Source organism: Chitinophaga sp. SYP-B3965 (assembly GCF_009647655.1).
In the GTDB taxonomy this organism is placed as follows: domain Bacteria; phylum Bacteroidota; class Bacteroidia; order Chitinophagales; family Chitinophagaceae; genus Chitinophaga.
In genome coordinates this window covers 2,893,347-2,909,322 of record NZ_WJFD01000001.1, presented here as the reverse complement: position 1 = coordinate 2,909,322, position 15,976 = coordinate 2,893,347, and the positions used below count along the sequence as shown (strand labels likewise).

Genomic DNA, 15,976 nt, shown 5'->3' with positions numbered 1-15,976 from the left:
AAGGATTTTAATAAAAAAGGGTTGCTTTACAGAAAGCAACCCTTTTTTAATGAATATCATTAAGCCATCGGCTCCTTAATAAAAGACAACATATGCTTCGCAATAGAGATAAACGAAGCCATATCGCTGGGCTTGATAATGTAATCCAGGATACCCAGTTCGATACTAATTGATTTATGTACCGGAGAACTGGAAGTACTCCACATCACTTTCGGTATAGCCTGATAACGTCCCTTTTGATTCAACAGTTTAACTATTTCCACACCCGTCAGTTCCGGAAGATTATAGTCCAGAATGATCAATACGGGTAACTCATGGTCAGGGATACCATCTAAAAGTGCTATAAACTTCCGCCCATTTGTAATACTTACGATCTTCGCCAAAGGATCTACTTCCTTAACAGCAAACTCCAGCATTTCCTGGTCGTCGATATCATCCTCGGCCAGAAAGATCGTTCTTTTAGTATGGCCTAAATCTTGTATATGTTTCACTGTTGTTATGTTCGATACATAAATGTAGTTATTGTACCGAATATCTTACAAAATATCATATGTTATCTAATAAAATAGGTGATGGAGAAGTGTTTAAAAATACGCTTCATTACTAATATGAGTTGATATCAACTAATATCTACCAAATGGCCACCCGTAAAAGAACTGTTCAAACTTCTACAGCTAAGGGGGAGAGTGTGGAAAAAATTCCACAATCCTCCACAAAGAAGTCCCGTTTACCTAATGAAATTTACCTTGAATCCTTACCTGATGAATTAAATTCCCGAGAATTATTGCAGGTGCTCTCTGAGGTCAAAGGTGGAAATTTTACCGTCCGCATGCCGGTGGACAAAATCGGCCTGAGCGGAAAGATCTGTGATACGATCAACGAGATCATTTCCCTCAACGAAACCCTGGTGGAAGAATTAAACCTGGCCAGGAATACCATCGGGAAAGAAGGGAAACTGAACCACCGTGTAATGATGCCCCGCACCGCAAAAGGTTCCTGGCATACTGCGGTAGGATCTATCAACACCCTCATTTCTGATCTCGTACATCCCACCATCGAAATTGCACACGTGATCAGCTCCGTGGCAAAGGGTAACCTTTCCCGGGAGATGACATTGCAAATTGGCGACCACGTATTACAGGGAGAGTTTGCACGGATCGCAACGGAGGTAAATGGGATGGTGAAACAGCTGAACCTCTTCTCCCGTGAGGTAACCCGTGTGGCACGGGAAGTAGGTTCTGAAGGTAAACTGGGCGGACAGGCAAAAGTAAAAGATGTAGCGGGTGTATGGAAAGACCTCACGGATTCCGTGAACCAGATGGCAGGTAATCTTACTGCACAGGTGCGGAACATTGCAGAGGTAACTACTGCGGTGGCCAAAGGAGACCTTTCGAAAAAGATCACAGTGGATGTACAGGGAGAGATCCTTGAACTGAAAGATACGATCAACACGATGGTGGATCAGCTGAACTCCTTCTCTTCAGAAGTAACGCGTGTGGCGAGAGAAGTAGGTACAGATGGAAAACTGGGCGGACAGGCAGAAGTAAAAGGGGTAGCCGGTACATGGAAAGACTTAACAGACTCCGTGAACCAGATGGCTTCCAACCTTACAGGCCAGGTACGGAACATTGCGGAGGTAACTACTGCGGTAGCAAGAGGTGATCTTTCGCGCAAAATTACGGTGGATGTAAAAGGGGAGATCCTGGAATTAAAAAATACCATCAACACGATGGTGGATCAGCTGAACTCTTTCTCCGCAGAGGTAACACGGGTTGCCCGGGAAGTAGGTTCAGAAGGAAAATTGGGAGGGCAGGCCACGGTAAAAGGTGTGGGGGGGTTGTGGAAAGACTTAACGGATTCCGTGAACCAGATGGCCTCCAATCTTACCGCACAGGTACGGAACATTGCAGAGGTAACTACTGCGGTGGCACTCGGTGACTTGTCACGCAAAATTACGGTGGATGTACGGGGAGAGATCCTTGAGTTGAAAAACACTTTCAATACGATGGTGGATCAGCTCAACTCTTTTGCATCGGAGGTAACGCGTGTAGCCCTTGAAGTGGGTACAGAAGGAAAATTAGGTGGACAGGCAAAAGTACAAGGGGTAGGTGGTACATGGAAAGACTTAACAGACTCTGTGAACCAGATGGGATCCAACCTCACGGCACAGGTGCGGAATATTGCAGAAGTAACTACTGCCGTGGCGAATGGTGACCTTTCTAAAAAGATCACGGTGGATGTGGCAGGAGAGATCCTTGAACTGAAGAAAACCATCAACACGATGGTGGATCAGCTCAACTCTTTTGCATCTGAGGTAACGCGTGTAGCCCTTGAGGTGGGTACGGAAGGAAAACTGGGTGGCCAGGCGAAAGTACAGGGTGTGGGCGGTACCTGGAAAGATCTGACGGAGTCTGTAAACCAGATGGGGTCTAATCTTACGGCACAGGTGCGGAACATTGCAGAAGTAACTACTGCGGTGGCAAAAGGTGACCTGTCGCGCAAGATCACGGTGGATGTAAAAGGAGAGATCCTTGAACTGAAAGATACGATCAACACGATGGTGGATCAGCTGAACTCATTTGGTTCTGAGGTATTTCGTGTAGCCCGTGAGGTTGGTTCTGAAGGTAAACTGGGCGGCCAGGCGGATGTACCCGGTGTGGAAGGATTATGGAAAGACTTAACGGACTCTGTAAATATCATGGCCTCCAATCTTACATCGCAGGTGCGGAATATTGCGGAGGTAACAACAGCGGTGGCAAACGGTGACTTGTCGCGTAAAATTGAAGTGGATGTGAAAGGAGAGATCCTTGAGCTGAAGAATACGATCAACACGATGGTGGAACAGCTGCGTTCTTTTGCGTCAGAGGTAACGCGTGTGGCGAGAGAGGTAGGTACAGAAGGTAAACTGGGTGGCCAGGCGAATGTACCGGGTGTTGGCGGAACATGGAAAGACTTAACAGATTCCGTGAACCAGATGGCAGGTAACCTTACAGCGCAGGTACGTAACATTGCGGATGTGGCCATTGCGGTAGCAAATGGAGATATGTCCAGGAAGATCACAGTGGATGTGCGTGGAGAGATCCTGCAATTGAAAGAGACGTTGAATACGATGGTGGATCAGCTACGTGCATTTGCTTCTGAAGTAATTCGTGTGGCGAGGGAAGTAGGTACGGATGGTAAACTGGGTGGCCAGGCGTTTGTACCTGGTGTGGCCGGAACCTGGAAGGATCTTACGGACTCTGTAAACCAGATGACAGGTAACCTTACTTCACAGGTACGTAACATTGCGGAGGTAACAAAAGCGGTGGCCTCCGGTGACTTATCCAAGAAAGTAACGATCGATGTAAAAGGAGAGATCTTCGATCTGAAGAATACGATCAACACGATGGTGGATCAGCTGAACTCTTTTGCATATGAAGTAACACGTGTGGCAAGGGAAGTAGGTACAGAAGGTAAACTGGGCGGCCAGGCAGAAGTGCAGGGTGTGGCCGGAACCTGGAAAGATCTTACGGACTCTGTGAACATGATGGCTTCCAACCTCACCAACCAGGTGCGGGGTATTGCAAAAGTAGTAACCGCTGTTGCTACCGGAAATCTTAAACAGAAATTATCCATTGTTTCCCGCGGTGAGGTGGCACAGCTGACGGAAACGATCAATGAAATGATCGATACGTTGGCCGTGTTTGCCGATCAGGTAACTACCGTGGCAAGGGAAGTAGGGGTGGAAGGAAGACTGGGTGGCCAATCCAGCGTACCTGGTGCATCCGGTATCTGGAAGAACCTCACGGAAAACGTGAACCAGCTGGCGGAAAACTTAACCACACAGGTACGTGCTATCTCTGCAGTAGCATCTGCGGTAACGAAAGGTGACCTCACTCAAATGATCCGCGTAGAAGCAAAAGGAGAGGTGGAACAATTGAAAGATACCATCAACCAGATGATCGCTAACCTGAAGCAGACAACGCTGCGGAATGAAGAGCAGGACTGGTTGAAATCCAACCTCGCCAAGTTCACCCAAATGCTGCAGGGCCAGAAAGATCTGAACACGGTAACGAGAAGGATCCTGTCTGAACTGGCGCAGGTGGTGAATGCACAGAAAGGGATGTTCTATATCCTTGAACAGGAAGAAAATCAGAATAACCCAAAACTGAAACTGTTTGCCGCATACGCTTATGGCAATGAAGTAGAACAGTCCAGGGAATTTGCACTGGGCGAAGGATTGGTGGGACAATGCGCGGTGGAAAAAGAAAGGATCCTGCTCACCAATGTGCCGTCTAATTATATTAAGATCGGTTCCGGTCTTGGAGAGGCTGCACCGCTGAATTTGATCGTACTCCCGGTATTGTTTGAAACAGAGATCAAAGCGGTAATAGAACTCGCTTCCTTTGATACCTTCAGCCAAACACACCTGGACTTCCTTAGCCAGTTAACAGAGAGTATCGGTATTGTGTTGAATACGATTGAAGCGAACTCGCGTACGGAAGACCTGCTGGAACAATCACAATCACTGGCGGATGAATTAAGAAGAACGAATGAAGAGTTGCAGGATAAGGCGCATTTGCTGGTAAAGCAGAAAGAAGAAGTGGAAGGGAAGAACAAAGAGGTGGAAGAAGCACGGCGTTCGCTGGAAGAAAAAGCAGAACAGCTGCAGCTTACTTCCAAATACAAATCGGAGTTCCTCGCGAATATGTCCCACGAGTTGCGCACGCCGCTTAACTCACTCCTCATCCTGGCACAGCAGTTATATGAAAACTATGACGGTAACCTGAATGAGAAACAGGTGCGTTATGCGAAAACCATCCACAGCTGCGGGGATGACCTTATTCAACTGATCAATGATATCCTCGATCTGTCTAAGATCGAATCCGGTTATATTTCCACCGACTTTATTAAAGTACGTTTCCATGAGGTGACCACTTTCGTGGAAACCACATTCAAACATATTTCTGAAAGCAAGAACCTGCGTTTCTCTATTTCCATGGATGAGCAATTACCGCATTCCCTGGAAACGGATGTGCAAAGGCTGAACCAGATCTTGAAGAACCTGTTGTCCAACGCATTCAAGTTCACGGAAAAAGGAGAAGTGCGGTTGCGCATTTATGAAGCCAACAGGAACTGGAAGATCCTGAACAGCAGTTTGGATAATGCAGACAAGGTAGTGGCGTTTGAGATCAAGGATACGGGGATCGGTATTTCAAAAGACAAACAGAACATTATCTTCGAAGCCTTCCAGCAGGCGGAGGGTTCTACCAGTCGTAAGTATGGCGGTACCGGTCTGGGACTTTCCATCAGCCGCGGTCTGGCAGATCTGTTAGGCGGTTCTATTGAACTGGATAGTGAAACAGGTATGGGCAGCGTCTTTACCCTCTTCCTGCCGTTGCGTTACAATCCTTCTGCGATCAAGCGGGAGAAGTCCAGCAGTCTTACTTTAAGTGAATACAAAATATCTGAGGATCAGGACATCGCGATCCTGCAATCTGTTCCCACCATCAAAGTATCTGATACGAAAGACCTGGATGGGCTCAATGAGATCATCAATGATATCGGGGACGACAGGACGCATATATCTGAAATAGACAAGGTTGTGCTCATTGTAGAAGATGATGTGCGGTTTGCCAAGATCATGCTGGAGAAGGCGCATGAAATGGGCCTGAAAGTTGTGGTAGCCACCAGCTTTGGAGAGGTGTTTGAACTAACTAATAAATTCAGCCCCATTGCTGTTACACTGGATGTAAAACTTCCGGATGCGAGTGGCTGGCGGATACTGGACCTCTTTAAGAACGACATCAACCTGCGGCATATTCCCATTCACCTCATATCCGGTGAAGAGAACAGGCTGCTGGCCATGCAAAGAGGCGCGAGGAGTTTTAACCTGAAACCTTTAAAAACGGAAGTGCTGGCTATCCTGTTCAAGAATATCATAGACCAGGATACGAAGAAGAATAAGACCGTACTGATCGTGGAAGACAGTGAACCGGATGCTTCTCAGATCGCGCGGATACTGGATAACGGAGAGTTGATCAATATAGAGTTTGCGGAAAATGGAAAGGATGCGATGCATTTCATTGAGCATAATACATACGACTGCATCATTGCTGATTATATGCTGCCGGATGTGGAAGGCTCTGATCTCTTTGCCAACATCCAGATGATCAATAAGGTCAACAATACGCCGGTGATCATCTATTCTGCCAGGGACTTTACCAAAACAGAGAAAACAAAACTGAAGCAGTATGCGAATAAGATCCTGCTGAAGGACGTGAACTCTTTGGACCTGTTACTGGAAGAAGCGGTGCTGCAGTTACACATCAATCATAACACCCTTACGCCGGATAAGCGTAAGCTGATTGAAGACCTCCGCTCGCAGAAAGATGTGCTGAGCAATAAAAATGTACTGGTAGTGGATGATGATGTGAGGAACCTGTTTGCACTCACCACTGCATTTGAAAGGTTCCATATCAATACGATCACGGCTGAGAGTGGTAAGGAGGCCATGAGTATCCTGGGTGAACATAATGAAATAGATATCGTGCTGATGGATATCATGATGCCTGAAATGGACGGTTATGAAACCATGCAGAAGATCAGGAGAGAACATAAGAACAGTGCATTGCCTATTATTGCTGTTACGGCGAAAGCCATGAAAGGAGATAGGGAGAAATGCCTGGAAGCCGGCGCTTCAGATTATATTACAAAGCCATTGAAGATTGATCAGTTATTGTCGTTAATGCGCGTGTGGCTTTATAAATGATTTTTTCTAATTTAGCAATAATACGTTACAACTGTGCTGGAAAGAGATCCCGTTAAAATATTAATTGTAGACGACAGGCAGGACAATCTTATGTCTATCGGATCCATATTGGAAAGGGAGAACTATAGTATTGTACATGCTGGTTCCGGCAGGGCTGCATTGAAGATCCTGTTGCGGGAGTATGATTTCTCCCTGATCCTGATGGACGTGATGATGCCTGATATGAATGGATTTGAAACTGCTTCGCTTATCTATGAACGGGATAAGCTGAAAGACATTCCTATCATTTTCATTACAGCGCACAATTATGAAGAGGAATCCATCTACAAGGGCTATAGGGTAGGGGCGGTTGACTTCATTTATAAACCCATCAATCCTGAATTACTACGTATCAAAGTGGGCCTTTTTGTGGAACTCTACCGCAAAACACAATCCCTTATTGCGCAGGAGCAAAAGTTGTTGCGTATGAATGCTTCTTTGCAGAAAGAAGTAGAGGAAAGGGAGATCTCCGAAATGAAAGTAAGAGAACTGAACAACCAGCTGGTAAAATCCAATGTGCATTTAATAGCGGTGAATGAGGAGCTGGACCGCTTCGCTTTTGCGGCCTCTCATGACCTCCAGGAACCATTACGGAAGATCAGGGTGTTCAGTGACCTGATCCTCAGTAAAAAGGGGAAGGAAGAGGACGTGGATAAGTATATGGTGAAGATCACGAATGCCGCCGCCCGGATGCAGCAACTAGTGAATGACCTGCTGCGCTTCTCCCGGCATGCTTTACAGGGAGGCGATTTTGTGGTGACGGACCTGAACACCGTTGTAAAAGAGGCCATGACGGAACTGGAAATGAAGATCACTTCCACGAACGCCGTGATCAGGATAGACGCTTTACCTTCTATCCCGGTGATCCCTGTGCTGATGCGGCAGGTGTTCTTTAACCTGATCAGCAATGCCATTAAGTTTTCAAAAAAGGAAGTACAGCCAGAGGTGCATATTTACGCGGAGAACTCTTCCGCTGTGCATAAAGTGTTCATAAAAGATAATGGAATTGGCATAGATAACCAGTATCTTGAAGATATCTTCTCTGTATTCAAACGGTTACATAGTTACCATGAAATAGAAGGTACCGGTATTGGTCTTTCCATCTGTAAAAAGATCATGGATCAGCATAACGGCACCATCACCGCTACCAGTCAAGCGGACCAGGGGTCTACCTTTATCCTCAGTATTCCGGAGAAATGGCCGGAAGCCATTGTTTCCTAACAGCAGTAACCGTTTGGTATATGATTTGAATAGGTAAATTTAAATATCTTCCTATGCGTATCATTTCTACTAAAACACACGCCCGGCTGGATTACATGTACAGCATTCTGCTGATCAACTCCCCCTGGATCTTTCGTTTTAATGATGGGTCAGTGGCAGAATGGCTGCCGATCTTAATGGGTGTAGCCCTGCTCTTCCTCTCGCTCTTTACACATTATGAAGGTGGCGTTTTAAGGGCGCTTTCTTTTAAAACGCATTTGCTGCTGGATGTAACCGGCGGGTTAATATTGTTGACCGCACCCTGGTTATTTCGTTTCTCACATGAGGTGTTCCTTCCACACGTTGCACTGGGTGCTATTGCAGTGATCGTTCCCCTGGTAACTAAAACAGTGCCTTATAACAGGCGGATAGCTTATAGTGTATGGTAGACAAGGATAAAAAAGATAAGGAAGAATTGCACGACGTTTCAGAGGAACGGATGTTGCCGGAAGTCAGGGAGTCTGATCTTCCGGATACCGGCCGGAGTAATGTAAAGGATGCAGGATTGGATGATGTGGAGGAGACGGATGATCTGAAAACGAAATAACCTCTTTTACTGTTTAATTTGCTTTTTTTCTTCCTGATCTTTCGTGATCTTCTCCCAGGCTTCTTTTGTAAACGATACGAGTTCATCTTTTTCACAATCCCAGAGGGAGATGTTCTTTTCCGATATCACATAATGTTGTTTCCAGTTTGCATATTTCTCGTACAGCATGAGGGTGCAAACGTCTGTAGCGGTAATAAAATCACCGGTTTCAGGCAGATGATTATGTACGCTCATGAGATTTGTTTCTTCTGATTTCTTGTAAGTGATGGGGATAATATTCTTGTGTAATACCTGTGTGCTCATCAGCTTATTATCTTTATCAAAGGTTAGCAGGTAATCATTCCCAAATATTACCACCCCGGTTACTTTGGGGCCTGTTAATACGTATACCTTTTTCACGCCATTATGGATGAGTGGGATGAGATTGAGGTCTGTGTTGTTATACCTTTTAAATTTATCGCCCCCGCTATTGATCTCTGCCAAAGCCCGTTTCCTGATCACATAGAGATCGTTTTCCTCTGGTGTAAAACCCCGTTGTTCCTTGTTGATCTTCGCTGTTTCTGCACTATAAGTACTGTCAAAAGAAATGGTAGCCAGCACTTTAGGGATACTGTCCTTTGAGAAAAAGATACAATTATTGTTATAGGAGAGATAACCGCCAATGTTTCCCTGCTCGTCTTTAAAGTTTTCAAGGAAGATGTCTGTACCATTCCAGGATGCCATTTCACTTTTGTAAAGCAGTTTGCCTTCCTGCACAATGGAGTCTGTCTGTCCAAATGCGAGGGAGGTGATGAATAAGAGGGGGAGTGTTATTTTCATGGTTAGGGTGGTTATGGGTACAAATATGTATTTTTATAAGTTAAAGAAATGTTACATTCCCTGCATTAAAAGATGTCGTTTTTTTACTATCCTGCCTGTGTTGGTTTATATAAACTTTGCGGTATATAAATCAACATGAACATGAAAAGAATACTTCAGATAGCCGTGTGTGCTATCATTTTTTGGTCCTGCAAGAAAAGTGAAACAGTAGATAAGAACGAGCTGGTCAGTTCTAATATTGCTCAATACTCCTTTGGGGAACAAAATTTTACAACCGCTACCTTCAAATTACTGAGCATCCCCACTACTAAAGATACCGCTGATAACTCCGCCTGGATAGTTTACCTGTATTACCAGACATTAGACCGCTGGTACGTTGTACCGGGATTGGGAGTGGGTGCAGCAACGAATTATCGTTTAAGCTATGATTTCAAAAATGAACATGTCAATTTCTATATTGATAAGGTAGGGGCTGGTGAGAAGTATGAAAAAGCCCGGATTGTACGTATTTATAGCAGGAACCAGCAGTTAATAGGAAAACTGCGGGATGATCCTCAGGCTGTAGCCGAAATGATCATAACGAAATAATTAAAAGGCCCGTAATTAACTATTACGAGCCTTTTTTTATCGCTCCAGCAGATCAATGATCTTTTCATTTTCAATGATGATCATTCCCTGCCTGTCACTGGTAATGCCTTCGGTGAGGGTATAGGGATAGCGAGGCACATTACCTTCCATAATAGTTGGGAGATAAGAGAATTGAATGTTATCGTACGTTTGCTTTAATACATCGCCTACTTCGATGATGTGCGTAGAGATGATGAAGAAACAATTCCTGTATTTCGAGAATGCAGCCGTAACGGAAAGTGTGGCATCGTAGGCATCCTTTACATTCGTTCCTTTAAACAGTTCATCAAAGATCACGATCATATTTTTTCCACTGCTCACTTCTTCTGCTACCTTCTTTACCCTGAGTACTTCCGCATAGAAATGGCTGTATCCCATGTTTAAGTTATCAGGCACGTTGATGGAAGAATACAATCCATCCCGTACAGAAAAGCGCATGTCGATGGCAGCTACCGGGAATCCCATATGCGCAAGGTATACGGAAATGCCAAAGGCCTTCATGAGCGTTGATTTTCCTGCCATGTTAGCGCCGGTAAGGAAGATCACATTTTCTTTGCTGTGCAGTGATAGGGGATTGGCAACTGCTTTGTCCAGCCCCGGATGCCTCAGCGCGGTTGTGCTGAATATATTTTCTTCGGCAGGTAATGCATGGGCGTAGGAGAAATCCTTTTCTCTCGCTATGGTACTTACGGCTATGTATACATCCAGCTGGTAAATGGTATCCAGCAAAGTTTCCATTTCATCCCGCATTGCATGCCGCAACAGATGATCATACTTTGCAGCCTGCAAAACGGACAATTGCGGAGCTTTAAAAGCTTCATCAAGCCATGATAATCTTTTGTCCGCAAGGATGTTTTTGGCAACATTTACAAGCGGAGTGTTGAGCGTATTTAGCAACCCCTTTAACGTGTAAAGGGCTTCTATGGTAGCAGTCAACCCGGTTTGCAGGATATTGTACTGATCATCATTCAAAAGTGACCCCATGATCTTTTTACGCAGCATGCCGGTGGTGGCAGATATCACATTGCCGGCAGCGCCGGTACCCAGGTAGTTTTCTACGAAACGAAATTGTTCATGGCGGAAGGGAAAGGTTGGTTCCTGATCCTGGAAGTACCGGAATGTGCTGCTGCGTTGATTGATGGCAAGCGGATCGGTCATGGGTTGATGGAACATCTCGTCCAGCAACCGTTCCCCACCGGCTGTGTGTACTTTATTAAAAAGGCTGTAGATCGAATGCGGCTTGAATTTACCTAAGAGGCTCAGGTCATCCAGCGTTTGTTTATCTGCTATGAAACTCATGCTGATCTCATTTTTTTGATGCCTGCCTCCAGAATGTCCAGGATGCCTTCGTTGTTAATAATGATCATGCCGTGGCGGTCGTCTGTAATACCATTTTCCAGCGTGTAGGTGTATACGGGATGGTTACCGTTCATGCGGGTGGGCAGGTAGATGAACCGTACATTCGGACAAGCTGCTTTCAATACATCTCCCGCTTCAATGATATGCGTGGAGATCACGAAGAGGCTGTTCCTTTTTCCCGCAAAACCTTTGGTGATAGCGATAGTTGCTTCGTAAGCATCTTTTACATTGGTACCGCGGAAGAGTTCGTCAAATACAATGAAGAGGTTCCTGCCCTGGCTGAGTTCCTGTGCCATCTTCTTTACGCGTAATACTTCTGCATAAAAATGACTGGCGCCCATCCCTAAATTATCCGGTAAGTTGATGGTGGTGTAAATACCATCCAGTACGGAGAATTCCATCTTTGTTGCTGCTACAGGGAAACCCATATGCGCCAGGAACATCGCAATGCTGAGGGATTTCATGAAGGTGGATTTACCAGCCATGTTAGCGCCTGTAAGGAACATTACATTACCATCCGGTGTGATGGATATATTGTTGGGCACTGCATTTTTTACCTGTGGATGGTAGACACCTTCCAGCAAAACTTTGTGTTGTTCACGTGGTAATGCTTTCGGGAAAACAAATCCCTTTTCTTTTGCTACCCGCGCAATGGACAGGTATACATCGAGGTAATAGATGTGACGAAGCAGTTTTTGTACCAGCTCCCTGTTGCGGAAACGCAGCAGTGTATCAAACTCTGCCATTGTAGTATGGCTTAGTTTTTTACCGCTCTCTATTACAACGGCAAAAGCCGGTTCTGCGAGGATGTCCGAGATGGCAGTTTTGTCCGCCATCGGTATGGATATATCACTAATAAATGTCTGTATGCCTTTGAACAGTTCTACCAGGGCATTCACACCTTTGTGGATCTGTTGTGTTTCGATGTCTACGCCTATGATATCACTCAGCTTTTTAGTGCCTGTCAGTTTGGTCCGTTCATCTGTATTGGCGAGGTAAGGCTCTGCTGCATCAAAGAGTGAACTTTGGAAAGGGAAGGCCAGGCTTGCCTCTGCAAAGAACTGGATGATCCCGCAACGCTGGTTGATGGCTGCATCATCTGATAGAGGATACCGGAACATGTCTTCCAGGATCGCTGCACCACCTCTTGTGGTGCAGCGATTGAAAATGTTGTACACGGAATCTCCGCCATGTTTGCCAAAGATGTTCAGGTCTTCCAGTGTTTGTTTATCTGTTGTAAATAACATGTTATTTTCTTTTACGCCTGATCAGCAGAATGGCTCCGAAAGCAAGCAGTATACCCGGCAGTACCCATATATACAGGATGCGGAAGAATCCTACATCATCCTGTGCAAGGCTTACCCTTGTATCCTTTGGTTTTGGACGGGAGGCATCGATCGGGAATTCTCCATAACTCAGCCAGCTGAAGAGGGCAGTGTTAAATACAAAGTTGGCCATGCCCTGGCGGCGTAATCCGGCATTACTGATAAAGTCTGCATCACCGGCCACCACTATACGTTGTTCTTTGTTATTCACTTTTCTTGTGAGGGCTACAACAGGAGCAAGCGGGCCTTTTACATCTCCATCAGCGGCAGAGAATGCAATAGTAGCCAGCGCGGTTCTGCCGGTATCGGGTTTCTTGGAAGTAACCACTTCCTGAAAATCATCAGTTACAGCGCTGGTCACCATATCCAGGTCCAGTGGTTTGATCCTGTTCCAGGAAAGTTTAGCGTTAGATACCAGCAGGGGTTTGATGGTGTAGGCGCCGTCTGTCACAAAGGAAAGACCAGCTGTGCCTTCCATGAACACTTTAAAGCTGTCCTCTGCTCTTTCTGCCAGTGGTTTTGAGAAGGTGGCGGATAATTGCGTGAGGTCTGGTGTTACCTGGTCAGGAGTGAGGTCTGTTTTGCTTACCTGCACCAGCATGCCATCCATCATTTGCACACCCAGTTGCTGCAAGAGTGGATTCAGGATAGCCTGTCTGCCTGGCTCTCCGGCAATGAGCAGGTTGCCGCCGTTGTTGATGTATGCCTGCACCTTTGCCATGGTAATGGGGCGTAAAGATAACTTAGGGTCTGCTATCACCAGCGTGGCGATGTCAGCAGGGATCTCCTGTGTTTCGAGGGAAACAGTGTCCACATCAAAACCCTGGTTCACCAGTGAGTTACGGAAAGTAGCGAGGTTAGTGAGGAACCTGTAATCGCGGTCGCCTACTTTATCGATGTCCCTTTCGAGGTCACCTGTGAGGAAGGCAACTTTGGGCAGTTTCGCTTGTTGCAGGCGTTTTAATGCGGCAGCAACTTCTGTTTCACCCGGCCACATCATCTGATCATCAAACACACGCAGGAAAGTGGTTTTTCCTTTCCATTTCAGCTGCATCACATAACGGTTGGATTCCGGCCGCAGGTCAATGATCTTGCGGATCTCAGCCGGTGATTTAAAGTCCTTCAGGTCCATATCCATGTTCTTGACATACTGCTCTGCCATCTCTTTGAGATTTTTCCCCGGATAAGTTTTCCAGATATACGAGCTGCCATAAGAACTATCGTAGTAAGCAACTGTTTTCAGTTCAATATTATGTTTGAAGCGCGTGAATGGTTCCCAGCGTGCAATGTTCAAATTGTAAGTTGCAGGGCCACCGAGCCAATAGTACCTGTCCAGCAGATTGGTGTATGCGGTTATTTCCAGTGGTTCATTGCCAAGGTCTGTGAGGATACTTTGTACTTTTGGTGTGAGTGTTCTTTGCTTGCCAACCGTGGCATCGTAATAACCGATGAGGCTGGGAACAGAACTTACATAACCGATCAGCAGGGCAGAGGCTACGATGGCTGCATACCTGCCGGCTTTCACAAGGGCAGGCTTGGATTCCATGCCTGCTTTCAGTTTATAGATGCTCAACCCAAGGAAGATGTACACGATAGTGATGAAGTAGATCACGTCTTTGGTGGTGAGCATGCCATTCAGCATATTTTCTGCGCGGCCGTTGATAGAGAGGAAGTAAGTAAGTTCTCTCACAAACGCAATACGTTGCCACAGGGTGCCTACATAACTCAATGCGCCTATCATTACAAATGTACAGATGGCAGCTACTACCTGGTAGGTAGTGAGGCAGGACATGAACAACCCGATGGAAGCATATGCACACAACAGGAGATAGAAACCCAGTAAACCGGTCAGCAGCATGCCTTTATCCAGGTTTGGTATGTGGAACAGGCCGGATATTACAAAGATGCTTACAATGGCTATCAGCAACAGGCTGTACACCATCATGGCAAGGAACTTGCCAAAGATGATCTCTCTTACTTTGATGGGAGAGGAGTATAACAGTTTGATGGTGCCACTGCTGGTTTCCCGGCTGATAAGGCTCATGGTGAGAAGAGGAATATAGAGATATAGTTTCTCCATCACATTGGAGAAGAGGGCGCCTCTTCCTACAAATACCCTTTCCGTTAAAGACATGTCAGGCATGCCCATCATCCCCTGCATCTCCTGCATTCTGGCAAAGCTACCTATGGATCCCATGTACACAATGGCACATTGCACCATGAATACGATCAGTAAAAACCAGGCAATAGGAGAGTAAAACAAAGTGCGTAACTCTGTTTTAGCTACTCTGAATATTGTTTTCATTATTAATTATTTTGATTTACCAGATAGTTGTGAAAAGATCTCATCAAGCGCACTTTTGTCCAGGCTGATCTCGCGCAGTCTCCAGCCATTGTGTACGCTGGCTGCCACGATCTTTTCTGTGATATCCTGGTCGCCGGAAAAGTGAATGCGTACCTGCCTTTCCGTGAGGAAGTCTGTTTTGGTAACGCCGGCAATTTTTTGCAGTTCCGCAGCAGATGGCGGATTCTCCATATGAATGAGCATGCTGTGTGGTTCCACATAATTATTGAAGGCATCCATAGAGTCTGAAAAAACGATCCTGCCGCTTTCTATCATCTTGATCTCTTTGCACAATACCTGTATTTCAGAGAGGATGTGAGAAGAGAAGATCACCGCCCTGTCCTGCGCGATCTCTTTGATCAGTGCTCTTACTTCAACGATCTGGTTGGGATCGAGGCCATTGGTAGGTTCATCCAGTACTACCAGTTTAGGCCGGTGTACAATAGCTTGTGCAATCCCTACCCGCTGACGATAACCACCGGAGAGGTTACGGATCAGGCGGCTGCTGTAATGATCAATACCACAACGTTCCTTGGCTTCTTTAATAGCAGGTTTCATTTTGTCTTTCGGCATTAATCTAAGCCCTGCGCAGTAGTTCAGGTATTCGTCTACAGTAAGGTCCATGTACAGTGGCGGGTTCTGCGGAAGGAATCCGATCTCTTTTTTTGCGAGTTGCGGTTCATCGCGCATGTTGATGCCGTTGATATAAACATTCCCTTCAGTTTGATTCAGTGCTCCGCAGAGGATGTTCATGGTGGTGGACTTCCCTGCTCCGTTAGAGCCCAGCAATCCCACAATGCCCGTCTGGCCTATCTCCATGTTGATGTCACGGATGGCCCATGCACTTGTGTATTTGTGGGACAGGTGCTCAAGTTTTACAATACTGGTCATGATCGTATGTATGT

The 15,976-nt window shown here is 45.9% G+C and carries 11 protein-coding genes; 5 read left to right on the top strand and 6 right to left on the bottom strand.

Annotated features, from left to right (window positions below):
* Nucleotides 1-59 precede the first annotated feature (59 nt).
* Nucleotides 60-491, bottom strand: a complete 432-nt coding sequence (locus GFS24_RS11535; RefSeq protein WP_153659710.1) for a response regulator — start codon at nt 489-491, stop codon at nt 60-62.
* Between the two features lie 338 nt (nt 492-829).
* On the opposite strand from GFS24_RS11535, the gene GFS24_RS11530 reads away from it, so the two are divergent.
* Genes GFS24_RS11530 through GFS24_RS11515 form a run of 4 tightly spaced genes read left to right on the top strand, consistent with a single transcriptional unit; the run spans nt 830 to nt 8,597 of the window.
* On the top strand, nt 830-6,751 hold the full coding sequence (locus tag GFS24_RS11530) for a HAMP domain-containing protein (protein WP_253906433.1): 5,922 nt from the start codon (nt 830-832) through the stop codon (nt 6,749-6,751).
* 33 nt (nt 6,752-6,784) lie between these two features.
* Nucleotides 6,785-8,011, top strand: coding sequence for a response regulator (locus tag GFS24_RS11525; RefSeq protein ID WP_371730428.1), 1,227 nt, complete (start codon nt 6,785-6,787; stop codon nt 8,009-8,011).
* 53 nt (nt 8,012-8,064) lie between these two features.
* On the top strand, nt 8,065-8,439 hold the full coding sequence (locus tag GFS24_RS11520; RefSeq protein ID WP_153659708.1) for a hypothetical protein: 375 nt from the start codon (nt 8,065-8,067) through the stop codon (nt 8,437-8,439).
* Complete coding sequence (locus tag GFS24_RS11515; RefSeq protein WP_153659707.1) at nt 8,433-8,597, top strand: hypothetical protein; 165 nt, start codon at nt 8,433-8,435, stop codon at nt 8,595-8,597. Before GFS24_RS11520 ends, GFS24_RS11515 begins: the two co-directional genes overlap by 7 nt.
* 6 nt (nt 8,598-8,603) lie before the next feature.
* Here GFS24_RS11515 and GFS24_RS11510 read toward each other — a convergent pair whose 3' ends face one another.
* On the bottom strand, nt 8,604-9,416 hold the full coding sequence (locus GFS24_RS11510) for a hypothetical protein (RefSeq protein ID WP_153659706.1): 813 nt from the start codon (nt 9,414-9,416) through the stop codon (nt 8,604-8,606).
* Between the two features lie 141 nt (nt 9,417-9,557).
* Between GFS24_RS11510 and GFS24_RS11505 the strand changes: the two genes are divergently transcribed.
* Entirely contained in the window at nt 9,558-10,004 is a 447-nt protein-coding gene (locus GFS24_RS11505) for a hypothetical protein (RefSeq protein WP_153659705.1), read from the top strand.
* Between the two features lie 36 nt (nt 10,005-10,040).
* Here the strand turns inward: GFS24_RS11505 and GFS24_RS11500 are convergent, their stop codons facing one another.
* The 4 genes from GFS24_RS11500 to GFS24_RS11485 are packed head-to-tail and all read right to left on the bottom strand — an operon-like array spanning nt 10,041 to nt 15,962.
* Nucleotides 10,041-11,342: a DNA mismatch repair protein gene (locus GFS24_RS11500; RefSeq protein WP_153659704.1), complete on the bottom strand. Its 1,302-nt coding sequence runs from the start codon at nt 11,340-11,342 to the stop codon at nt 10,041-10,043.
* The gene (locus tag GFS24_RS11495; protein WP_153659703.1) at nt 11,339-12,649 is read right to left on the bottom strand and encodes a DNA mismatch repair protein; all 1,311 of its coding nucleotides are present in this window, start codon (nt 12,647-12,649) and stop codon (nt 11,339-11,341) included. The genes GFS24_RS11500 and GFS24_RS11495 overlap by 4 nt, the downstream gene beginning before the upstream one ends.
* Nucleotide 12,650: 1 nt before the next feature.
* Nucleotides 12,651-15,032 carry a Gldg family protein gene (locus tag GFS24_RS11490; RefSeq protein ID WP_153659702.1) on the bottom strand — a complete coding sequence of 794 codons (2,382 nt, stop codon included), beginning with the start codon at nt 15,030-15,032 and terminating at the stop codon, nt 12,651-12,653.
* A 6-nt stretch (nt 15,033-15,038) separates the two neighbouring features.
* Nucleotides 15,039-15,962 (bottom strand): ABC transporter ATP-binding protein, encoded by a 924-nt coding sequence (locus GFS24_RS11485; RefSeq protein WP_153659701.1) that lies wholly within the window; start codon nt 15,960-15,962, stop codon nt 15,039-15,041.
* Between the last annotated feature and the right edge of the window lie 14 nt (nt 15,963-15,976).